We start from the raw sequence: 21338 nt of genomic DNA, 5'->3' as shown, positions 1-21338 counted from the left end.
TGCTCCTCGGGACGGCACAGTCAGCAGTTGGGCAGGGGACCGGTCGAGTTGATGTCGTAGCCCTCCAGGTTGAACCAGGCGAAGGAGATGTAGCCGGTGTTGTTGCCGAACTCGATCCGGATCCAGTCGTACGTCCGGTCGTTCGGGCTGGTCCCCATCTTGCCCGGGTTGTAGACGTAGTCGTTGATGCCCTCACCCCTGGCCTTGCACAGCGCCTTGTAGCGCCCGTTGTACTTGGCCCGGCCGACCTGGGTGGTGCTCATCGAGGTGCCGCTGTACACGCCCATCGCGTTGTCCGGGTTGTCGCACCAGGTGTGCTGCTCGGGATCGCTGCTGGAGGTGTTGTTCACGCAGATCGCCCGCCCGTACACCGCGGCGGTCGACTGGTTGCGGGTCGCGCTGTTCTTGCCGGCGGCGTTGGTCGCGGTCACCGTCACCGTGTACGCGGTGCCCGGCATCAGGCCGGTCACCCGCAGGCTGGAGCAGCTGCCGCTGGCGGTCTTCCCGCCGGTGGCCGCCGAGCAGGTGACGTTGCCGCCGCCCGCGTCCACGGTGAACGACACCGTCACCGAGGTGGCGTCCGCCGACGAGCCGGTCACGGTGATCCGCGGCGGGGCCACCGTACGAGCGGTGGTGGCGGCCTCCGCGCCCGGGCCGGCCTCGTTGACCGCCTTCACCTTCACCGTCACGTTCTGCCCGTTGCCGAGGCCGCCGACCGTGGTCCGGGTGTCGGTCACCTCGCTGGTCTTCCCGCCGACGTCCACCAGGTACCTGGTGACCGGGCGGCCGTTGTCCACCGCCGGGGCCCACCGCACCGAGATGGTGCCCGGCTGGTCAGCCACCGTGGACGCCTGCAGCTCCGTCGGCGCGTCCGGGGCGGCGAACGGCACCACGCTGTTGCTCACCGGGGACGCCTTCGAACCGGCGCCCTTGTCGGTGACCGAGACGACGGTGAAGGCGTACTGGGTGCCGTACTCCAGATGGCCGGCCGGGACCACCAGCTCGGTCTTCGTGGAGTCGCCGGCCGGGGCGCTGGCGCCGGCCGAGGTGGCCGTCACCGCGTACCGGGCGATCTTGTTGCCCTGCCCGTTGGCGTCGGGCCACTTGACCAGCACGGTGCCGTCGGGCCGCGCCTCGGCGGTGACGCTGGCCGGCGGGTCCGGCACCTCGGCGGTCGGGATGACCGGGTTGCTCCGCTTCGCCGGCCCGTCGCCCTTGGCGTTCACCGCGTGCACCTGGAACGTGTACGTCTCGCCGTTGGTCAGCCCGGTGATCTCCAGCGAACGCTGGTTCGCGCCCACCTCGTGGCGCTGCCCGGCGCCCGCCACCACGTACTTCGTGATCTCGGCGCCGTTGGCCGCGGCCGCCTGCCAGCTGACCCGCGCCGACGCGTCACCGGCAGCGGCGGTCACGGCACGCGGTGCGCCCGGCTTGCCCACCTTCGGCTTCTTCGGCGGGGGCGGCGGCGGGGGCGCCGGCGGCGGGTCGCCGCCCAGCACGTCGTTGGCGTACTTGTTGACCTCGCGGACCTGGTTCCGGTCGTCCACCACCCGGGCGGTGGACGAGTTCGGCGGGTTGATGAACAGGTGGTTCTCGCGAACCTCCAGCTCCATCGGGCCGGGCCGGCCCGAGCCCTTGATGGTGTCCACGAGCTGCCCGTTGGCGTCGAACGCGTACACCGTGCCGGTGTCCTCGTCGGCGCAGTAGAACCGGTCGGCCCAGGCCACCGCCGGGGTGAGCCGGTCACCGGCGCCGGGGACGTTGAACTGCCGCACCTCGCCGCCGTCGCGGACCACGTGCACCTTCCGCTGGCCGGCCACGGTCACCGGCACCTGCGGGCCGCTGGTGCGCGGCGGCAGGCTGCCCGGCGCGGTCATGTTCAGCGCGGCCCGCTGCGTCCGGCCGCCCTGCACGGTGACCAGGGACGCCGAGGTGCGGTCCAGCACCGCCACCCCGTCGTCCAGGGTGGACACCACCAGTTCGTGGTGCTGATCCGCCACCTCGTACGTCTCGACCTGCTTCGGGCTCAGGCCCGCCGCCGGCGCCGCCCCGGGCGTGGCCGGCAGCTCGGCGGCGGTGACCGCCGAGACCGTGCCCTCGCTCGGAACCGCGACCCACAGCCGGCCGGCACCGTCGAACGCCCCACCGGTGATGCCCGGCGGGTAGTGCACCGGCTCGCCGATCGGGGTCAGCGAACGCGGGTCGAGCTGGCGGACGATGCCCTGCACCGCGTCGATGACGAACGCGTCGTTCTCGTGCAGCGCCACGTTCACGCCGAGGCCCGGGGTGGTCGGGGTGGTCGCGGTGATCTGAAGGGTGGCCAGGTCCAGCGAGCTGACCTGACCGGTGTTCAGGTCACGCAGGATCAGCAGCCGGTCGGTCTGGGTGACCTGCATCTGGTGCTGGCGCGCGCCGGGCACCTCCATCCGGGTGTCGACGCGCGCGGTGATCCCGTTGACCCGGGCCATCTCGCTGCGGGTGGCGCTCCACAGCCACGACGAGGCGTCGTAGTTCGCCACCGCGTTGTCGGCGGCGCCGAGTCCGAGCACGGTCAACCCCATCGCGGCCAACAGCGCGGCCACGGTACCTACGGTGACCAGCCCGCCCCGCAGCTTCCGGGAACGGGGCCGGGACGGTTGTGCCCCGGCGCTCGTGACGTCCTCGATGGTGGTCACTGCCGACCGCCTCCCCGTGTCGGTGGGGGAGAGGCCACGCGTGATCGCCCTCCCCAGAGCCGGGAGCCATCATAGGGGTCGGCCGACACCGGTGGAACCCGCACCGTCCCCCTGTGGACACCCAGCGTGTCGCTACCGGAGCCACGGGTCAGCCGGCCGGCTTACCGCCCTCCCGGTCCGTGCAGACCTGACCCGAGGTGGCGTACGTGTCCGTGGAATAGACCGCCAGCACCGTGAAACAGTAGTCCAGCTTGGGGCTCAGCCCGTTGACCGTGTAGCGGGTCTCGCCGGCGTCCACCGTGGCCATCACCCCCAGCTTCTGCCCCGCCCGGCCGCCGGCCACCACGAACGGCACACCCCCCTCGGTCGGGTCGGTCCAGGTGACCGTGATCGTGGTGCTGTTGTCCTGCAGCCGCAGGTTACCCGGCGGAGGACCACTCACCTTCGGCTTCGCCGTGCTCGGGCCAGGCGCGGGCGGCGGGGCCGCCTCGCGGTTGAGCACCACCGCGCCCACACCGACGACCGCCGCCACCACGACCACCGCGGCACCGGCCACCACGGCCACCACCGCCCGGTTCCGGCCGCGCGGCTCCGGCTCCTCCGGCACCGGGTACGCGGGCGGCTGGTGGAACGGCGCCGGCACCGCAGGCCAGGCCCCCTGCTCCGGGTACGCGGCAGGGGTGGGCGGCGGTTCCTGGCGGGCCGGCTCGGGGAACTCCAGCAACTCGTCGTAGACCGGCAACGGGCGCGGCGTACCGTCGTCCGCCTCCGGCTCCGCCGGATCCGCGGGATCCGGGTCGGTCTTGTCGCCGTCCTCCGCCACCGGCTCCGGATGCGCGTCGGCCGGCCGGTCGAGCGGCTGTGACGGCGCCCCGCTGCTCCACGGCGGGGCGGTCATCCCCCACGGCGGCACCGGCGACGCACTGACCGGCGCGACAGCCGGCGGGCCACTCATCGGCGGGCTGCTCACGGGCGGGCCGCTCACGGGCAGCGCGGCCGGCGGGCTGCTCACTGGTGGGGGCGCCACCGGCGGGCCGCTCAGTCGCGGCGCGACCGGTGGGCTGCTCGCCGGCGGCGGCGCGGCCGGCGGGTACGCCGGGTAGGCGGGCGTCGGCGGCCCGCTCACGGGCGGCATCGACGAGGTTGGACCGGGCAGCGGGCCGCCGGGCGGCCCGCTCGCGGGCGCAGTGCTGACAGGCGGCGTACTGAACGGTGTGGCGGCCGGGCCACCGACCCGTGGCGCGCTGAAGGGTGGACTGCTCACCGGCGGGGCACTGACGGGCGGCCCGCTCACCGGTGGCCCGCTCACCGGTGGGCCGCTGACGGGTGGCGCACTCATCGGTGCGGTACTGACCGGGGCCGCGCTGGTCGGGGCAGCGCCAGCCGGTGGGCTGCTCACCGGCGGCGTGCTGACCGGCGGGGTGGTCGGGGCGGCGGCCGTGGCCGAGCCCGCAGCGGCTCGTTCCGCCTCCTCCCGCAGCAGCGGCCCGATCTGCTGCACCTGGACGGTCGGCTTGTCCCAGCCGGGCGCGGGCGGCGTCGGCGCTGCGGACCCGCCGCCACCCGAGCTGGATCCGGGCCTCTCCTGGACGGGGGCGGCGGGCTGGGCGGCCGTCCGCTGCGGCCCCAGGGCCGGATTCGCCGGGGGCCCGGGCGGCGCCAAGGTGGGTGCGGTGACCGGCGGTCCGGAGACCGGCGCGATCTCGGGACCAGTCGGTGCAGGAGACGCGGCGACCGACGGTGGCGGAGGCAGCGGACCGGATGCCGGGGGAGCGGAGGCGGGCGACGGAATCCGTGGCGGCGGCACCGGCGTAGGAGCCGGTGGGGTCGGTGCGGATGCCGCGCCGGGCGCTGATTGTGCCGAGGCCGGCCGGTTGGGCGCCGGAATGACCGGGGCCGGCGGCAGGTGAGGCGGCGCGACAGCACGACCGGGGTTGCTCCACGGGCCGGATACCGGCGAGGCGGAAACGGGGGCCGGGATGACCGGAGGCGGTGACACCGGCGGAGCCGGGACAGCCGCACCGGAAGGTGGCGGGACGGGAAGGCCCGGCGGTGGGGGCAGCGGGGTACCCGCACCGGTGGGAGACGGTGCCCAGGGAGACGGCCGCGCTGGGGCCGGGACCGGCCCACCCTGCGGCGCCCAGTGCCCGCCAGACGACCCAGGCTGCGGAGGCGGCGCGACAGGGGCAGGTGGTGCCACCCTGGGCGCCGGTGGGGCGGCCGGCGGCTGCTGCACACCCGGCACGGCCGGTAGCGACATGGTCGGCCCGGACAGTGCCGCCGGGTCGGGCTGCGAACCGGCGGCGGGCCCGCCGACCTGCGCGCCGGGCATGCCGGGAGCGGCGGCGCCGAGGTACTGGCGGGCCGTGCGTACCGCCGGATGGTCCGGACCGAGCACCGCGGGCCCGGCGGTGGCCACCCGGGTGTAGTTGCGGCGGGCCTCGTGCCGGTTGCCGAGTTCCTCCGCCACTTGCGCCAGATCGAAGCTGAGCGCAAGCATCAGCGGGTCCGCGTCGCCGCGGCGGCGCTCCCCGGCCGCGTACGCCTCCTCCAGCACCCGCCGGGCGGCAGCCGGGTCGTCGGCCTCGCGATGCAGCCGGGCGAGGAGGTGGCCGGTCGCCAGCACGTCGGGGTGGTCCTCCCCGTATGCCGGTCGGGCCGCTGTGATCGCGTCGGCGAGCAGGCGGCGGGCGGCGGCCAGATCACCTGCGGTGCGCAGCGCGAGGGCCTGGTGTTGCGCGGCGGTCAGGGGGGAGGGGTGGGACACGTGAGCAATGCTGCCCGGAATCGGCGGTCGGACGCTACCCGGCACGCCCGATCCGGGAGCCGGCCGCGTTGCGACCGGGCACCCCGCTGTGCTGACCTGCGGAAACATGGCCCTTGATCGGCGATGTGCATGATCCACCCGGGCCGTGTACAGTAATGCCCCGTGCGGCCCACTGGGGCGGTCGAACCGGTGAGAAGATCACCTCGGCTGACAGGGTAGGCTGGACGAGCAGGTCCGGGTGGCGGAATGGCAGACGCGCTAGCTTGAGGTGCTAGTGCCCGTATAGGGCGTGGGGGTTCAAGTCCCCCCTCGGACACGTTATTTCCACACGAAGCGTGATGGTTCTTCGTGTTTTGCGTGGTCCCCGTCCCGTTGGGCGGGGATTTTGCCGTGGTGGCGAGGCCGCTTCCCTGCGGGTTGAGCGGGTAGACCACGGTCTCGGCTTCGATGATCCAGGCGCGGTGGTCACACACAATGATCATGTTGTTGGTGCGCAGGCAGGCGGCAACCTTATCCGGGTCGGGGCTGGGCAGCGGGGGATGGTGGCGGTGCAGTCCGCGGTCGTGTCGGATGCGGTCCAGCAGGTGGTCTTCCCGGATGTAGAGGATCTTCGGCTGGGGTGAGGTCTTGGTGCGGGTGCTTGTGTGGCCGTGGCGGCATCGGTATCCGGGGCGGCCATGGACCCAGTGGGAGTCCATGACGCGGCCGCAGACGCCGCAGCACACGAGGCCGGCCAGGAGGTAGCGGCGAGGAGCGCCATCCGCGGGGGTGGGCGCGGTGTGGATCGCCTGGGCCGCGACGAACTGCTCCTCGGTGACCAGTGGCGGGTGGGCGATCTGGCGGGAGATAACCCACTGCGAGGCGATGTTCCAGCGCTGGACCTCGCGGTGCCGTGCGGCGGTCCCGTCGGGCGTGAGGTCGTCGTGGTCGGTGCGTTGCCGGTTCCAGACCTGGTGGCCGGTGTAGCGGGGGTTGGCCAGGATCGTCGCGACGGTGGTCAGCATCCAGCGTTGGCCGCTGCGGTGCCGGTTGCGTGCCGGGTCGGCGCCGGACGGGCACGGCACACCGTTGTCGTTGAGGCTGCGGGCGATGCTGGCCACGCTGTAGCCGGTGAGCCGTTGTTCGAAGATCCACCTCACCCAGGGGGCGGTGGTCGGGTCGGGTTCCAGGCGGTGCAGGCGCCGTCCCCAGGCGGCGTGGGCGCGGTTCGGATGAGGACCGGCGTCCACGAGCCGGTAGCCGTAGGGTGGCCGGCCGCCGAGATGCCGACCCTGCAGTTCGGCTTGGGCGCTCATGGCGGCGGTGGTGCGGTGCCGCGCTCGCGATACCTCCCGCTGGGAGTGCACGCCCAGCAGGTCCAGCAGCGCCAACTGTCGGGGGTGGTCGAAGTCCACCGGCCCGTAGGTTTCCGGCAGCCACAGCTGCACACCATGCCTGAGCAGGGTGGGGGTCAGCTGTTCGAGTTGCTGGCCGTGGAAGGCACGTTCGTACTCGCCCACGACGATCGCGTCGAACCCGCGTCCCGAGTCCGCCACTGCGGCGAGCAGCAGGGCCGCCTGCGGCCGGTCCGGCCAAGCGATCCGGCGGGAGACACCCTCGTCGAAGAACTCGGCCACGATCCGACCATGACCGGCGATCAGGTCCTCGGCGTAGTTGCGCTGCCACCGACACGACGACGCCCGATCCTGAAAGTCGACGGTGGACATCCGACCATAGAACGCGAACCGGATGCCCGGTGGAGGTGATGTTGTCGGGCGCCGCGCCCGATGGCGGCTTCGCCGGCTCGACTGCCGTATCCACCAATCGAGCAGGTCGGGGCCGTCGACTTCCAGCGCGTATTGCATCAGGGCCCTCCCTACAGACGACGTTGCAGCCGTCCGCCTCGATATGGATGAACAACGATGTTCTGGTTCGTGGGACTCGGCCACTCGCAACATCTGTTGACTCAACCGTCCGGGGTGGGCCCGGCTGGTCACCCCTGGTCTGCAGCTGCGCGGTGACCGTTCGGCGCGCCGCCAGCAGTGTCTGATGGCGCAATCATCTGCCGCCGGTCGGGCGCTACGGGCCGTGACTGGCTACCGGGTGCTGCGACGCTCGGTCGTGCTTGACTCCGATGAGCGGATGCCGGGCGGTGTTCGTTGCCTTGGAGATCGGCCAGCGAGCTCGTCGTCGGGTGATATTGGATCTCGTGGTCGAGGCTAGGCGGGCAGAATGTGCGCCGTGCTCGCAACCACCCGAGAACTGCTGACGTCGTTGGATTCGTTGCCCTATCGGCAGCGGCTACGACACGTAGCCGCATGGGCGCGTGTGTCCGCCGATCGCGTCGAGGTATGCACCGACCTGAGGGGCCTGGGTGCGTACGAACGTCACCTGGCCCTGGTCGCGTCGATGGTGGTGGGGGACGCCGACGGTGTTGAGGTCGCGTTGCGGGATCCGCAGCCACCGATCAAGGTCGCCGCGCTCGGCGCGGCCGCGCGTGCTGGCCTGCTCGGCGGACTGGATCTGGACCTGTCGGTGATGGAGCGGCGGCGCATCTATCGCCTGCTGCGCCGGATGAAGGCACCAGCGACCGCGGACGCCCTGATCACCAGAGTCCGCGCCGAATACGGCGACGACGAGGCGGCGGCCGTGCTGCCCGCGTGCGGCGCGCCGGTGGTGCGGTCGCTGCTACCCGAGTTGGAGCACGCGGCCGATATCGGGGCGCTCATGCGCCGGCACCCCGGCCTGGTTCTGGAGCGGGCGGAGGCGCGACTGGCCGCGGCCACGCCCGAAGTCCGAGACCGGATCTGGGACGAGGTGGGTCATGCGGTGCTCGACGGCGACCCCGCCACGGTCCTCGACCTCTTGGAGCGGCATGCGCCGCCGACTCGCCTGCCTGGCGGCCTGACCGCGTACGGTCTCCTCGCCGCGTATGCCCCCGGCCGCGTCGCCGCACTGCTCACCGCGCCGGACCGTGCCGCCTGGGTCGGGCGTGCCGCGCTGCCGCCGGCGCTGCTGCGTCGCCTGGCTGTACTACCCACTGACCGGCTCGTCCCGCTGGCCCGCCGGGTCCGGGACAACGCCACGGTGTTCGCGGCGCTGCTCGACGAGGTCCCGCCGGCGCGGCGCGGCGCGCTGTACGACGGCGCGTTGGCCGAGGTGAACGCTGCCACGCGAGTACCGCCGACGGAGGTCATGGAGGCGCTGCCGGCGGCGGTCCGGATCCGGGAGGCGACCCGGGTGCTGGGGCTGCCGAATATCCGTGAGCGGGAAGACTCGGTGCGCTATTGGAGTTCGTTCCTGGCCTGGCCGGATGCGTCGGCCGCTCTGGCGGACGCGTTGCGCTCAGGCGACGCCAGCGAGCGGGCTCAGGCGTATGGACTGCTGGTGGACGCCGCCCGCCGTTCGCGCGACCCGCAGGTCGTCGCCGAGCTGGTGGACCAGCTCGGCCGGCTCCGCAACGAGCAGGACCCGGTCCGCTCTGCCGCGCTGACCGCGCTCTCCTCGGTCGCCCGGCTGCTGACCGCCGCCGCGGCGGCCGGGCTGACCCGGCTGACCACTGACGCCGTGGAGGCGCGGGACGGGTCGGCCGTGACGACATCCGCGCTGAGCGCTCTTGCCGCGGACACCCTGCAACACCACGTCGACGTGCCCGAGCTGCGCGAGTGGGCGCTGCTGACCATCGACCTGGTCGGCTCCACCGCGCGGGCGCCCGTGCTGCGCCGGTTCGACGTGGTGCTGCGTCGTGGGCAGGAGGTCATGGTCGCCGACCGGTTGTCCGGCTGGGTCAGATCCGCCATGGAGCGTGGCCGCTACGGACCGCTGTTCGCGCTCACCGTAGCGCTCGGCAAGCGCGCCTGGCGGGTGCCCGCGCTGCAGGAGCTGCTGCACCGGGCGACCGGCCAGCAGAGCCCGGAGTCGGTGGCCGTCCGAGCCGTCGAGCTGTGGCTGGACGACCCGCGAGGGCGCGGCGACCGCCTCGAGCAGGTCCTCACCGCCGACCCGACCACGGTGACGATCCCGGTCGTGTGGCGGGCGATCTGCACTTCTCGTACCGACCTGCTCGACCGGGTGCTCGACCATCCGCCGCGGGGCCGGTTCGTCTCCGGTCACCTACGCTGGGTGCCGGGCTGGCCGGTGCACCCCGAGCGGTGGCTGCCCCGCCAGCACGCTGCGTACATGCGATTGCAGGAGCGCGTCGTGGCCGACACCGCGGCCGGCGTACGGCAGCAGGCCGCGGCGATCAGGGCCGCCGCCCCGATTCCCGCGCTCGGGTGGGAGCTGGCGTTGCGCTACGTCGACTCGCCCACCGTGGTGCTCGCCGAGACGGCGCTCGGCGCCCTGGTATGGACCGACCGGCCCGCCGAGGCGCTGCCGCTGCTGCTCGACCGCTCCGGCGACGACCGGGCCCGGGTAGCGCTCTACGCGGCCGGACGCGCCGTGCGGTTCGTGGCACCGTCGCGGCTGCCCGCCGCGCTGCATCCGGTCCTACTCGCCCCCGGCACCAAGGTGACCAGCCGGAAGGAAGCCGCGCGCCTGCTGGTCCGATACGGCCCGCCACAGATGATGAGGGCACTGCTCGACACATATACGAACCCGCAGACGCACCGCGACATCCGCGCTGCCATCGTCTCCGCCGCCCGTCAGCGGCTCGACACCGAGGCAAGCTGGACGATCCTCAAGACGGCGCTGCGCGGAAGCAGGGAAGAATGCCGCGCCGTGCTGGCGGCCTCCGTGAGCGAGGTCGCCGACCGGTACCGGGCACACTATGCGGCACTCATCACCGAGGCGTGCCACTCCGCGGACCGGGAAGTCCGCCGAGCCGCGTTCCAGCAGCTAACTTACTGGTCCCACTGGGCCGGCGACATCACCGAGCTGGTCGTGGAACGGCTCACCGACCTCGACGAACACCCCGCCACGATCGAACTCGCCCAGCTGCTGCGCGCGTTGCGTGGTGCCGGCCTCGACGTCGCCTTCGAACGCCTCGCGCAGCGCGACGCCGCGGACTCCCAGCCGGCCGGGCCCGGCGCCGACCGGCCGGCCCGCAGGCGCATCGAAGCCCTGGCGCAAGGAGCGGTGATCTGGGCGCGCAGCACACCGCTGGATACCAGCCGGTCGCCGGTGGTCACAGCGGCCCAACAGCTCGCCGCACAACCCGCCTTCACCGCAACGTCGACGGCGATGCTGGTCGGTCTGGGGCGCCTCGACAACCTCGACGAGATCGCGGATCTGTGCGCCGGACGACCCGCGCTGGCCGTCCGCACGGCCGCACGGATAGCTGCCCGCCTGCGGGAACTTCCGAACTCCATCGACGCCACCGTCCTCCGGCCGACCATCCTGCGGCTAGCCCACCGAGGCGACCTCAGCGGCGGACTGTTCGCCATCGAGCTCACCCGGCCCGGCGCTACCTTCGGATGGTCCGCACCCTGGCGGGACCTCCTGCTCCACCTACGCCACCACCCCGATCCCGACGTGCGCGACGAGGCGTACACCGTCGACATGACGTAGACCTGCTCCTCGGCACGGCTCGGAGGGGCCGAGATCAAGGGCGCTGACCTGCCGCAGCAAGCTCGCCGCCATGCGTAAGCGGGGAGGCTCGATCGGCGGCGGCGAAGCCGGCGCAACGGAGGGGGTGCCGAGAGGTTTGGCCTGAGCGGGGAAGGGAGGAGTTCTGGCTCCACCCTGGCTGCGGTAGCTGTACCGCCACCAGGACACGCGCCCTGCACGTTTCAGGCGAACGCTACGGCAGGTTGGCGGTGAGTTCTTCGCGCCACTGCGCGAAGCGTTTGCGCATCTCATTGATGTGGGCGGGGTGGGCGCCGTAGGCGGCGAAACGTCGGTCCGGGTACCGCTCCAGCATGCCGAACAGGTCCGCCAGGATGCGCCGGTCGAATCCCGCGTCGGATTGTTCGGCCAGCTCGCACAGCCGTGTCCGGGTGTAGCGGCCGGTCATGAGGGCCGCGTCGATGTCCAGGAAGTCTCGGGGCTCGGCGCGCGTGTACAGGGCGGACATCTTGCCCGCGACGACGTCGTCGGCGTGCAGCACCGGCCCGACGTCCATCAACACCGGCGGCAACGCGCGCCAGTTGGCCGCCAGTTCGACCTTGTACGGATGGGCAGGTTGAGCGGGATCGGTGACCGCGAGCCGGGCGAAGGTGTCGAACTGCTGCGTCACCTCGACGGAATACCCGCCGTCGCGGTAGCCGTCGACCACCGCGTCCACTGCTGCGGCGAACTCCCCACGCCGCTCCCACGCCGTGAACAGGTCGACGTCCTCGCTCGGCCGGTCCAGGATGCCGTGGGCCTGAACGGCGTAGCCGCCGGCCAATGCGAACCCGTAGCGGGCAGCGACCCGCAATCCGATCTCCGCCAAGCGGAGGTGAACCTGATCCACTTCTACCCGGCCAGCGTCTGCGGCGGCGTGCTCAGCTCGGGAAAACGTGCCTGCCACAATGCCCGCAGCCGGGCCGGGAGCCACAAGGTGGGCCACAAGCGGCGCAGCGTGGGACCGTGCAGCCACCGGTGCAAGTCGTCGACCGAATTGGCCTGGTTGAGCACCGTCTGGTACATCAGCTGCAGGTCACCGGCGTCGTCCAAGTCGTAGGTGCTGTCGCCGGACCAGTCCAGCCACCGATCGAGTGTCACCACACCGTGAACCGGACCGCGCAGGTCGGACAGGGTGGCGGCGACCACGAAGTGCCGCTGGTCCACATACCGTGACCCAGGCGGTGCGCCATTGCCGCTGGCCATGTCTCTACCTCCTGCCCCGATCGTACGTGTGAGCGGCGTCGCCGGCTGGCACGACATCGACCTCACGGCCATCTGACCTCCCGGGCTCGGCCTGCGGCCTGACGGTCATCGTCAAGGACGAACTGTCCGTCTGCCGATCACCACACGGGCGGCTGGGCGCCTGTCAGGTGACCGCCTTACCCGGTGGCCGGACTGCCGGCCGTCCGCGCGGGTTCGACTTCTCGCGCTGGCCCGTCGGCAGCCTCCGGCCGACCCGGCCCGCTGGTGCCCGAGCCGACGGGGCGCACGGACCGGGTGGCGCTGGGCACTGACCACCTTGCGGAAGGACATTCTCGCGGAAAGGTGGGCGGCCCCGCTGCGCTGCTCGCCCAGCGTCAGCCGGCCCACCTTCGCGGCCGGGCTGTCGACGCCGACGTCCGGGGCGTCGCCCGACGGTGATCGCGTGGGGCACCGCAGGTCAGTCGTGGCGGTGACGCACGATGTAGTCGATGTAGCGGATCGTGTCCTCGCGGTCGTCCTCGCTGATCGAGTCCCACAGGTCTGCCAGCCAGTAGAGCGAGCCCGACAGCATCCAGGCCCACCCGCGCACCCAGGTCGCCTCGTCGAACCCGAGCGCCTCCCGGTAGGCGGCCCGGGCGCGGGTATCGAACAGGCTCCAGCCCGGCCGCACCTCGACAGCCGGATCGCCGCGGCCGAGACCGCCGAAGTCGATCACCCCGGTGAGCCTGCCCCGGTCGACCAGCAGGTTGCCTTCCAGGAGATCACCGTGCAGCCATACCGGCGGTCCGGGCCACTCGTCCGCCGCCATCGCCTCGTCCCACGCCGCGGTCACCGCCCGTCCGTCGATCCGGTTGCCCAGCGCCGCGATTGAGCGGCGGGTCAGCTCGTCCCGCTGCGCCAGAGGTACGCCGCGCTGAATCCCCTCCTTGACCGGCCCGCCCATCGGGTCGATCGCGATCATCGCGCGCACGAAGGCGGCGAGGTCGACGGCGAGGTCGACGAGGTCCTGCCCGGCTTCCGGATTGCGCCCGTCCAGCCACGGGACGACCGTCCACGGCCACGGATAGTCCCCGCCCGGCCGGCCGACCGCGATCGGCACCGGCACCGGCACCGGAAGATGCGGCGCCAGCCGCGGCAGCCAGTTCGCGTCGGTCGCCACCTGGTCGACCGCCCACTGGGCCCGCGGCAGCCGTGCCGTCAGGGAATCACCCAGCCGGAACAGCGCGTTGTCGGTGCCGTTCAACGGCTGCGGAACGATCGGCAGGTCCGACCATGCGGGGAACTGCTCGTCGATCAGGGCGCGTACCTGCTCGACAGCGACGACGATCTCTCCAGGGCGCATCGCGCGACCGTAGAACCCGCTCGATCATCCTGCCAATCGAATTCGGACCACGCCGAACCATGCGCGGATCGACCGCTTGTACCGCGGCCTCGGCCGCGGCCTCGGCGGCGAACCCGCCGGGTCTGCCGTCGGTGTGCATCCGGCCGGCGAAACCCTCGGCTGCCTCGCCGTCGTACCGACGCAATGGAGCGGTGCCGAACAAAGGACGGTCGGGATGCCGGTGGGCGCGAACCATGGCCCCGTGAGTTACCGCCGAGAGTGGTTATTCCGTGGCCAAACGGCAGCGCACTAAAATCTCGAGGAGGCCGCGCGCTCTCACCTCGAGGGCCATGTGACGGCTCCGGCCTCGACGTCGAGGGCATGAAGCAGGGGTTCGAGCACCTTCCCGAAGGACACGGCGACTTCGAGCTGAACGCCCTGTGGATGTTCCAGTTCACCGACTCCGAATGGGACAAGCTCGCTGAGTTCGAGACGACATACGAGCAGTACTCCCTGAACCGCATATTTGACGCGCTCCCGGAAGCTGCGGAATGGCCGCGGGAACGCGGACGGCAGGTGAGGCAGGTCTGGATGGTCGTGCCGCTGGGTTGGTCCGCAGCCGAGGCCGCCCCAGCGGGCTGGCGCCGCTGCCCGCGACGGCGTCGAGGTAGGTGGCCGGTCGAGGCCGGAACATGTACCGTCACGCGGCTACGTAGCTGTGCTGCGCAAGCGGATGCTCTGTCTCGCAACGAGTAATCGACATTCGCGCGGCTGATCGACAAGCGCCGTGGGTAGCGGCTACCGCTCCACAGTCCTCGCCGGCTGCTGCTATAGGATCGCGGCATGAGCACCCATGCTGAGCATGGGTGCCGCAAATTCGTGTACGATCCCCCCTCGGACACCAGTCTTCGTGCGGGATCACGGGAGCTCACCACCCCGGTGGCTCCCGATGAGCGCACTCCGTAGCACTCGTGCACACATCGAAGATCAGAGCTCTCGGCGCCACGCGCTGAGGCCGCGCGAACGCCTGCGGCGGTCACCATGACGGCCGCCCGGCAACCGCCCCGCCGACGCCTCGACGAGCAGCTCATCGGCGCGGTCATCCCCGCCCCGCTTCCTCGCCCGGCACCGCCACCGGCTCCGATGCCGGCACTGCCCGCAGCCCTTCCAGCTGCGCGGGAACCGGTCGACGACATCGTCTTCGACGTAGCCCGCCCGGACGCCGACGGCCGGGTGGCCGCCCGGGCGTTGCTGCGGGCGCTGGGCTGGCCGTTCGGTCACCGTCTCCATGTCGACGTCACCGACGGCCTCCTGCTCATCGCCGCCGTACCCGATGGGACGCACGCCGTTGGCGCCCGCGGCGCACTCCCGCTGCCCGCCGCGGCCCGGCAGATGTGCGGCATCACCCCGCACCAGGTGGTGCTGCTGGCGGCGATCCCGGCGTGCGATCTGCTCATCGTGCACCCCTCGAACACCATCACGCGGCTCCTCGCGGACCTGCACACCGCCGTCCTCGGAGGGGCTTCTCATGCCGGCTGATCCGTCACGCATCGTCACCGCCCGGCAGATGCTCGCGCACCTTGGACTCACCCCGGCCGACCTCGCTGCCCAGCCCGAGCCGGCGCGTCGGATGCCGACGCTCGCCGAATACCTCCCGCGCGTCGCGGCCGCGGCCAGTCCGGGCACCCGGCGCACCTACGGCACCTACTGGAACCGCATGTCCGCCGATCTCGGCCATCTGCGGCTGGACGAGGTGACGGCCAGCGACATCGAAGCCCTCATGCGTCAGGTCACCGCCACCGCCCGCACCCGACGCACCAGCCGGCACGGCCGCCACGCCGGGGAGCACGTCATCGCGGCCGCCCGCGCCGTCTACCGCCGCGCCATCGCCGACGGCTACCTCACCGCCCCGGACAGCCCCATGGAGCGGCTCAGGGCCGCCTCCCGGCGGCTCGGCAGCCGCACGCTCGGCTGGCACGACTGTGACTTCTGCGGAGCCTTCAAGAGTAACGGCGAGTATCGCTACTACCTGCCTGACGGGGAGATCTACGCCGCGCCGATGATGATCCTGCATTACGTTGAAAAACACGGATACCGGCCACCCGGGGAACTGCGCGACGGCTTGCGGGCGGCCGGGCAACCGCGGTGGGACTGGCGCGCCGAGCGCTTGCACGCGGTTTTGCTGGACCAGTCGGAGGACCCGGATTTCCGGTGCCAGGCCGCGGTCGACCTCGCGAACTGGAACGACCCGCGCGCGTTGGACGCCTTGCGGCGCGCCGCACACGATGAGGACCTGGCCGACGTGGCGGGAGACGAGATCGGCCGCTCGTTAGCAGCGTTCGTGGATCGTGGCCTCGCGAGGGATCTACTCACCGAGGAATTGCACGTCATGGTGCGGTATGGCCTCGAGGAAGCATCGGGCCGGTGACGTTCAGGGGCATCCGCATCTGCCGCGAAGCGCTCGTCGCTGAAGGTGCCGTCGGCGCCGGTTGCTGGCGTCCGGACGTGCCGATGTGCGCGGGTGAGCCGCAGGCCTCAGGTGGTCGCAGGAGACGCCGGCTTCAGACGCTTTCGCTCGACAACGCTTGTTGCCGTCACCACACTGAGCGGCGGCACGTCCTTCGCGACAACGGCGCCCGCGCCGACGACCGAGCCGCGACCGATTGTCACTCCAGGGGTGATCGTGGCTGCGGCGCCGATCCACACATCATCCTCGATGACGATGGGCGCGTGCGTGATGAAGTCGTACCGTTCGTCGAGCTCGACGGGGTGTCCGGCCGTGCTCAGAGTCACTCGGGGACCGATCAGGACGCGGTCACAGATGGTGATGCCCCCGTAGTCGAGGAAGAAGCATCCCTGATTGATGAACACGCGTTCTCCGAACGACGCTCCAAGCCCGTAGTCGCAATAGAACGGGGGCAGGATGGACAGAGAGTCAGGGATCGGTTTACCGAAGATCTCGGTGAGCACCGCCCTGCGCGCGTCGAGGTCGTCAAACGGCAGCACGTTGAGGCGCGAGGTCAGGTTCATGACGAGCTGTACGCGCTCCGCGAACGCTCGGGATTCGGGCGTCCGTGTTCGTAGGCGTTGCTCGTTGCGCACGGAGGCGATGCTGGCACAGCGAGTCCGAGACCCGGTGACGACCCACCGGCAGGGAGCAACGCATCACTCCGTGATAGCGAAGTCCTCATCGAACGTCCGGATCTGGGCCAACCGTGCGCGCCGTGTCTCAGCGCACCGGCCACGCTGAGTAAACGTCAACCTCGGTACCGTTCCTTGGATTGCCGTAAGCCGATGCCGTTACAGCGGTTGGGGGGCACCGGATGTGGACGTGGCAAGCCTCGACGACGCAGACTGAGCCGTGACCTCCCGGGACATTCCGCTGCCGCTAGGCGAGGTCGGTTGGCTGTTCCCCGCCCTGGCAGATCGAACGGAACACGACCTCGTTCGTCAGCTTCTGCAGGCCGCCGACGAGACCCTCTTCCAGCTGGCGCAGCGGCTGGGTGCACGACCCGACGCTCAGCTCTGGGGCGTCCCGCTGAACCGCTTCCGCTACCAACGGCTCGGGCCTGAACCGGAGTTCCCGGTCACGGTCCTGGCCGGCGAGGGTGGATCGGATCAGATCTGGGTGGACGTCCTGTGCGCCCCGGCGGGCAGCGGACCGTATCACCGCCCCGGACCGCCATGGCAGGTGCACACCACGATCTCCCTCAGTTGTGACTCCGACCCCACCGGCTGCGGCGGCCACCAGGTCGACGCCCAGACCAGTCCGCCGGTCGAGACCCCGCTCAGAGCCGCCACAGAGGTGCAGGCCGCAACTGCATGGCTGCTACAACGACTCGCCGACGAGACCGAGGACTCTCTCCGAAAGCACGACTCGAACCGCAGGCACCCGCCGGCACCTCGGCGCCGCGACTGACATAGACCGCGCATCACCCCGCCGGGCTGTCGAATGTGGCCGAGCGAGGGCGGCGGCCCCATAGCGGCAGAACCGGTGCTCATCGGGCGCGATGCCACTCACGCCGCCTTCCGGATCTGCCGCCGACCGCGCGGCCACCAGCCGCTACCGCCCGACTCTGGCCGCTGTCAGCTCGCTCCGCAAGTCCCTCTTTCGCCAGCCGAGCTCTTCGCAGCGCTCCGCCGAAGCGCAGACTTACAGATTGATCCGCTTGTCGATCGACCGGTGTTCCGGCCCGGTGTACTCGGTCAGGGCGAACCGGCCATCTTCCTCGAGGGTGTGCACGGTTACGGGGACCAGGCTTTCGTCTTCGAATCTCAGCATGAAGACGGGATCGAGGTCGCAGAGGAACGCGAACGCGTCGCCCCGCCTGCTCACAGGAAGCGGCGCCGGCCCGGTGGTTGGCCAACTCGGTGGGGAGCCGGCGTTACCGGTCGACGTCGCCTGGCCGTGGTGGGAGGGCAAGGGCCCGCTGGCGTTCATTGCGTCGGTTGACTGTTCGGCGTTGCCGGACCTTGACGGTGACAGTCTGCTGCCGCGTGCCGGGAGCCTGCTGTTCTTCTACTTCGACGGCCAGGTCGACGATGGCGAGAACGTCATCGGCTACTGGGATCCAGACAGCGCCCGCGGTGCGCGGGTGGTCTTCGTTCCGCCCGGCGCGCCCGTCAGATCTCGGGCGGCGCCGGCTCCGATCGAGGCCTACCCGCTGGTGCCGCTGCACGCCGAGCCGGTAGCCACGGCTCCGTCTGTAGATCACCCAGTCCTCTACGGCGCGTTCGGTGCTCTCTTTGATGAGGAGACCGGTCGTGTCCACCCGGTCGTCAACAGCGACTTCCGCCGCGCTTTGTTCGACCTGTGCGGTGCAGGTCATCAACTCGGCGGGTATGCCTATCCGATCCAGGGCGAGGTCGAGTACGAAGTGGCGCAGGCCGTGCTCGGCGGCAACGTCAAGTGGGAAGACCCGGCGCTGCGCGACGAGGCCGTCAAGTGGGTGCTGCTGGCCCAGTTCGACAGCGATGATGCGGCGAACATGATGTGGGGCGACTGCGGGATGCTCTACTGGCTCATCCGGCCGGAGGATCTCGCGGCCCGCCGTTTCGATCGGGCAACGTTCACCTGGCAATGCTGTTAGGACGTGCCCGTGAAGTGCCCTGATGTCGATGCTGCGGAGATCGAAGGGTAGGAGCCAACGCACACCGGATCTTGCTGATCTCCGAGCTGATGTGCGGTGGCGGATGGGGGAGTGGCTGATGACCGGCATGGTTGACACGGTCGGGTTGTCGAGGTTGTGGGATGAGCGGTGGCCGGGGTGCTCGAAGCTGCCGTACGAGCTTCGGGGTGTGCAGGACCGGTGGGTGCGGTTCCACACACTGCCGGGTTCCAAGCGCATCCGGACGGCAGGTACTGGACGAGCGTCTGCATGGACGATGACCCGAGCTTCGAGAGCTATATGCACTTGTACGTCAGCCAGACGGCCTGGTCTGTCGGCTGCTTGGATCCGCTGCTGCGTCAGGTTGCTGACGATGTGATCGGCAACGTGCTCGTGGCGGATGTCGGGCTGCGGTGGCTGTATCACCCCTATGACGGGGGCATGGACGTGATCCTGCCCTCAACGGACGAGCGCGATGCCTTGCAGCACCGGCATCGCCACTGGCTGTCCGCGCACCCGACGGGCCTATAGCTGGTGCGGCGCGAACGCTTGGGCGAGGGCGGTGTGGGCCGATGAGGTCACGTTCGTGGAGGTGGCCAGTCGCCGGAGTATCCAGAGAAGTGGATGTTGTCGGGCTGACCGTCACGGTAGCTGATCACATATGTACCGAACCGGCGCTCCCGCAAACCCCCACCGGCCTTCATCCACTCTCGACCGAAGCGATAGAAGCGTGAGAACTCCTATCCTTCCAGCTCAGAGGGCACTTTCTATCTCCGGGGTCCGGCCGACCCGACATCTCGGTGGATCGAGGCTGAGATCAGCTCAGGTCAGGGTGTGCAGTCGGACGACGTGGCCGTCCGGGTCGGGGATGTCGGCGGCCTCGCCGCGGTGGCCGGCGACGGGCGCGGTGTGGGCGATGCCGAGCGCGTTGAGGCGCTGCAGTACGCGGTCGAGGTCGGCGCGAGTGCCGACGGCGAAACAGACGGTGTCGAAGCCGGCGAGCGCCCGGGCGCGGGCCGGGTCCTCGCGCAGTGCCAGGCCCAGGCGGCTGGCCGGGTGGTGCAGGCCGACGCCGCGCAGGACGCCGTCTTCGGTGAACTCGACGGCGGTCTGGAAGCCGAAGGCCCGCGCGTACCACGTCCGGCTGGTGACCACGTCGGTGACCGGCAGTTTGAGGTGGTGCAGCCCGGTGATTTCGCCCTGCGCCCAGTCGACCTGCACGACGGTCCTGGCCGTGACGGCCTTGCTGGCGTGGTCGGCGATGAAGCGCTTGTGCAGCGGGGAGTCGACGTAGCGGCGGGCCGCGGCGTAGTCGGGGAAGTCGATGATGGTGACCGCGTCGTGGTTGTCGTCGATCGTGGTGGTGTCCTCACCCAGCCACAGGGCTGCCACGTCGGGGACCTCGCGCAGCGCCTCGAACGCCGCGGCGAATTCGGCCCGGTCGTCGGCGGTGGTCCCCGGCGCCCAGCGGTGGGCGATCACTTGCCGGAACACGGCCGTCGCTCAGACGACGAGCGCGTGTAGCGGGTAGATGACGGGTGGCGCCGGCGGCGGGGCCACCCCGAGGCGAGCCATCACCGGCCGCAGCGTGTCGGTCATGAAGCGCTTCGCGGCCTCCTCGGACTCCCACACGGTCACGACTCGCCATCCGTCCGGCCCGGGGCCCGCGATGTGTGCGCTGCAGCCGGGCGGCAGCGCGCCGCCGAAGCCCTGCTCGCGGATCGACTGCTCGTAGAGTCCGGCATCCAGGCCGGGGGTGGTGACGCTGACGACGATGGCCATGACACTCTCCTTTACCGATCATCTAACGAATATTGATACGGTACGGTGGTGGCGTGGCTGAAGTCAAGGGATCCGGGCGTGGCTACCGTTCGCCGCTGCGTGCACAGCAGGCGGCCGCCACGCGGCTGGCGGTGATCAGCGCGGCGACCGAGTTGTTCGTGGCCAAGGGCTACGGGGCGACCACCGTCGACGACGTCGCCCGCCGGGCCGGGGTCAGCAAGCCGACAGTGTTCACCGCGGTGGGTAACAAGGCGGCCCTGCTGTCGGCCGTCCGCGATGTCGCCATGGCCGGCGACGACCTGCCCGTCGCCGTGTCCGACCGGCCGCCGGCGCAGCAGGTCGTGGAGGAGCCGGATCCGGCGCGCGCCGTCGAGCTGCTCGCGGGGGTCATTGCTGGCATCAACCTGCGGTACGCCGCGATCAACGAGGCCATCCGGGGTGCCGCTGCGGCCGGTGAGCCGGCCGCCCGCGAGCTGTGGGAGACCAGCGAGGCCCAGCGGCTCGCCGGCGCCCGGCACTGGACCCGGACCCTAGCCGCCAAGGCGCCGCTGCGCACCGACGAGGCGACAACGGTGGACCTCGTGTGGCTGCTCATGGCCCCCGACAACTGCCATCGGCTGGTCCACTCCCGGGGATGGACAACCGAGCGTTACCGGGAATGGATCGCCGACGGCCTGACCGCCCTGCTCGCGACCGCCTCGTAGCGGTGAGGCGGCCACGAGCGGTTCAAGATCATGATGTAAGTCCGAGGATGGTGAAGGGTCTGGTTATGTTCCGGCTGGCCCATCGGGTGGCTTCGGTGATGTCGGAGCGGCCGGCCAGGCGTAGTGCGTTGATGGCCAGGTTGCGTAGCGAGGCCAGGACGTGAGGTCCGGACCGGGTGCGGACGAGGCGTTGCGTGCGGAAGATGTCAACCAGTTCGGGGCGGATTGTTCAGGGATTCGTTGACTGAGCTG

17 protein-coding genes, 1 tRNA gene and 2 pseudogenes are annotated in these 21338 nt (G+C 71.0%); 9 read left to right on the top strand and 11 right to left on the bottom strand.

From position 1 onward, the window contains the following. Positions 1-20 precede the first annotated feature (20 nt). The gene (locus ABZ570_RS02680) at positions 21-2675 is read right to left on the bottom strand and encodes a fibronectin type III domain-containing protein (RefSeq protein ID WP_358056014.1); all 2655 of its coding nucleotides are present in this window, start codon (positions 2673-2675) and stop codon (positions 21-23) included. A gap of 148 nt (positions 2676-2823) precedes the next feature. Next, positions 2824-3630 carry a fibronectin type III domain-containing protein gene (locus tag ABZ570_RS02675; protein WP_358056199.1) on the bottom strand — a complete coding sequence of 269 codons (807 nt, stop codon included), beginning with the start codon at positions 3628-3630 and terminating at the stop codon, positions 2824-2826. A gap of 259 nt (positions 3631-3889) precedes the next feature. On the opposite strand from ABZ570_RS02675, the gene ABZ570_RS02670 reads away from it, so the two are divergent. Continuing rightward, the gene (locus tag ABZ570_RS02670; protein ID WP_358056216.1) at positions 3890-4585 is read left to right on the top strand and encodes a hypothetical protein; all 696 of its coding nucleotides are present in this window, start codon (positions 3890-3892) and stop codon (positions 4583-4585) included. A 635-nt stretch (positions 4586-5220) separates the two neighbouring features. Here the strand turns inward: ABZ570_RS02670 and ABZ570_RS02665 are convergent. Continuing rightward, positions 5221-5550: pseudogene (locus ABZ570_RS02665) on the bottom strand (tetratricopeptide repeat protein); the annotation flags it as partial. A gap of 124 nt (positions 5551-5674) precedes the next feature. On the opposite strand from ABZ570_RS02665, the gene ABZ570_RS02660 reads away from it, so the two are divergent. Then, a tRNA-Leu gene (locus ABZ570_RS02660) sits at positions 5675-5758 on the top strand. A gap of 271 nt (positions 5759-6029) precedes the next feature. Here ABZ570_RS02660 and ABZ570_RS02655 read toward each other — a convergent pair. Next, positions 6030-7148 (bottom strand): annotated as a pseudogene (locus tag ABZ570_RS02655) (recombinase family protein); the annotation flags it as partial. 601 nt (positions 7149-7749) lie between these two features. On the opposite strand from ABZ570_RS02655, the gene ABZ570_RS02650 reads away from it, so the two are divergent. Then, positions 7750-10929: a hypothetical protein gene (locus ABZ570_RS02650; RefSeq protein WP_358056012.1), complete on the top strand. Its 3180-nt coding sequence runs from the start codon at positions 7750-7752 to the stop codon at positions 10927-10929. A gap of 232 nt (positions 10930-11161) precedes the next feature. Here ABZ570_RS02650 and ABZ570_RS02645 read toward each other — a convergent pair whose 3' ends face one another. The 3 genes from ABZ570_RS02645 to ABZ570_RS02635 all read right to left on the bottom strand — a co-directional run bounded on the left by ABZ570_RS02645 (position 11162) and on the right by ABZ570_RS02635 (position 13513). Continuing rightward, positions 11162-11815 carry a nucleotidyl transferase AbiEii/AbiGii toxin family protein gene (locus ABZ570_RS02645; protein ID WP_358056197.1) on the bottom strand — a complete coding sequence of 218 codons (654 nt, stop codon included), beginning with the start codon at positions 11813-11815 and terminating at the stop codon, positions 11162-11164. 2 nt (positions 11816-11817) lie between these two features. Then, positions 11818-12171 carry a hypothetical protein gene (locus ABZ570_RS02640; protein WP_358056010.1) on the bottom strand — a complete coding sequence of 118 codons (354 nt, stop codon included), beginning with the start codon at positions 12169-12171 and terminating at the stop codon, positions 11818-11820. Positions 12172-12628: 457 nt separating this feature from the next. Continuing rightward, the gene (locus tag ABZ570_RS02635; RefSeq protein ID WP_358056008.1) at positions 12629-13513 is read right to left on the bottom strand and encodes an aminoglycoside phosphotransferase family protein; all 885 of its coding nucleotides are present in this window, start codon (positions 13511-13513) and stop codon (positions 12629-12631) included. Between the two features lie 1020 nt (positions 13514-14533). Between ABZ570_RS02635 and ABZ570_RS02630 the strand changes: the two genes are divergently transcribed. Next, entirely contained in the window at positions 14534-15031 is a 498-nt protein-coding gene (locus ABZ570_RS02630) for a hypothetical protein (protein WP_358056006.1), read from the top strand. Continuing rightward, positions 15021-15920 carry a HEAT repeat domain-containing protein gene (locus ABZ570_RS02625; RefSeq protein ID WP_358056004.1) on the top strand — a complete coding sequence of 300 codons (900 nt, stop codon included), beginning with the start codon at positions 15021-15023 and terminating at the stop codon, positions 15918-15920. The genes ABZ570_RS02630 and ABZ570_RS02625 overlap by 11 nt, the downstream gene beginning before the upstream one ends. Before the next feature lie 107 nt (positions 15921-16027). Here ABZ570_RS02625 and ABZ570_RS02620 read toward each other — a convergent pair whose 3' ends face one another. Then, a complete protein-coding gene (locus tag ABZ570_RS02620; protein WP_358056002.1) occupies positions 16028-16594 on the bottom strand; it encodes a sugar O-acetyltransferase in 567 nt (188 codons plus the stop codon). A 259-nt stretch (positions 16595-16853) separates the two neighbouring features. Between ABZ570_RS02620 and ABZ570_RS02615 the strand changes: the two genes are divergently transcribed. Further along, a complete protein-coding gene (locus tag ABZ570_RS02615) occupies positions 16854-17411 on the top strand; it encodes a hypothetical protein (RefSeq protein WP_358056000.1) in 558 nt (185 codons plus the stop codon). Positions 17412-17645: 234 nt separating this feature from the next. Here the strand turns inward: ABZ570_RS02615 and ABZ570_RS02610 are convergent, their stop codons facing one another. Beyond that, the gene (locus ABZ570_RS02610; protein ID WP_358055998.1) at positions 17646-17774 is read right to left on the bottom strand and encodes a hypothetical protein; all 129 of its coding nucleotides are present in this window, start codon (positions 17772-17774) and stop codon (positions 17646-17648) included. Between ABZ570_RS02610 and ABZ570_RS02605 the strand changes: the two genes are divergently transcribed. Together ABZ570_RS02605 and ABZ570_RS02600 are read left to right on the top strand one after the other, a co-directional pair. Further along, positions 17773-18582, top strand: coding sequence for a YwqG family protein (locus ABZ570_RS02605; protein WP_358055996.1), 810 nt, complete (start codon positions 17773-17775; stop codon positions 18580-18582). The genes ABZ570_RS02610 and ABZ570_RS02605 overlap by 2 nt on opposite strands. Before the next feature lie 288 nt (positions 18583-18870). Further along, positions 18871-19131, top strand: a complete 261-nt coding sequence (locus tag ABZ570_RS02600; RefSeq protein ID WP_358055994.1) for a hypothetical protein — start codon at positions 18871-18873, stop codon at positions 19129-19131. Positions 19132-19422: 291 nt separating this feature from the next. Here ABZ570_RS02600 and ABZ570_RS02595 read toward each other — a convergent pair whose 3' ends face one another. Together ABZ570_RS02595 and ABZ570_RS02590 are read right to left on the bottom strand one after the other, a co-directional pair. Further along, positions 19423-20094, bottom strand: a complete 672-nt coding sequence (locus ABZ570_RS02595; RefSeq protein WP_358055992.1) for a VOC family protein — start codon at positions 20092-20094, stop codon at positions 19423-19425. Between the two features lie 9 nt (positions 20095-20103). Further along, a complete protein-coding gene (locus tag ABZ570_RS02590; protein WP_358055990.1) occupies positions 20104-20382 on the bottom strand; it encodes a hypothetical protein in 279 nt (92 codons plus the stop codon). Positions 20383-20435: 53 nt separating this feature from the next. Here ABZ570_RS02590 and ABZ570_RS02585 point away from each other — a divergent pair, with 53 nt between their 5' ends. Continuing rightward, entirely contained in the window at positions 20436-21086 is a 651-nt protein-coding gene (locus ABZ570_RS02585; RefSeq protein ID WP_358055988.1) for a helix-turn-helix domain-containing protein, read from the top strand. Positions 21087-21338: the final 252 nt, after the last annotated feature.

This window comes from Micromonospora sp. NPDC007271 (assembly GCF_040634005.1).
Taxonomy (GTDB): domain Bacteria; phylum Actinomycetota; class Actinomycetes; order Mycobacteriales; family Micromonosporaceae; genus Micromonospora.
The sequence above is the reverse complement of the archived record's forward strand: the minus strand, read 5'-3'. Positions and strand labels throughout refer to the sequence as shown.

Excerpts from the sequence above, each read along its gene's own strand:
- ABZ570_RS02675 (WP_358056199.1), bottom strand. The coding sequence starts at position 3,630 with ATGAGTGGCCCGCCGGCTGTCGCGCCGGTCAGTGCGTCGCCGGTGCCG.
- ABZ570_RS02640 (WP_358056010.1), bottom strand. The coding sequence starts at position 12,171 with ATGGCCAGCGGCAATGGCGCACCGCCTGGGTCACGGTATGTGGACCAG.
- ABZ570_RS02635 (WP_358056008.1), bottom strand. The coding sequence starts at position 13,513 with ATGCGCCCTGGAGAGATCGTCGTCGCTGTCGAGCAGGTACGCGCCCTG.
- ABZ570_RS02630 (WP_358056006.1), top strand. The coding sequence starts at position 14,534 with ATGACGGCCGCCCGGCAACCGCCCCGCCGACGCCTCGACGAGCAGCTC.
- ABZ570_RS02625 (WP_358056004.1), top strand. The coding sequence starts at position 15,021 with ATGCCGGCTGATCCGTCACGCATCGTCACCGCCCGGCAGATGCTCGCG.
- ABZ570_RS02605 (WP_358055996.1), top strand. The coding sequence starts at position 17,773 with ATGAAGACGGGATCGAGGTCGCAGAGGAACGCGAACGCGTCGCCCCGC.
- ABZ570_RS02610 (WP_358055998.1), bottom strand. The coding sequence starts at position 17,774 with ATGCTGAGATTCGAAGACGAAAGCCTGGTCCCCGTAACCGTGCACACC.
- ABZ570_RS02600 (WP_358055994.1), top strand. The coding sequence starts at position 18,871 with ATGGACGATGACCCGAGCTTCGAGAGCTATATGCACTTGTACGTCAGC.
- ABZ570_RS02590 (WP_358055990.1), bottom strand. The coding sequence starts at position 20,382 with ATGGCCATCGTCGTCAGCGTCACCACCCCCGGCCTGGATGCCGGACTC.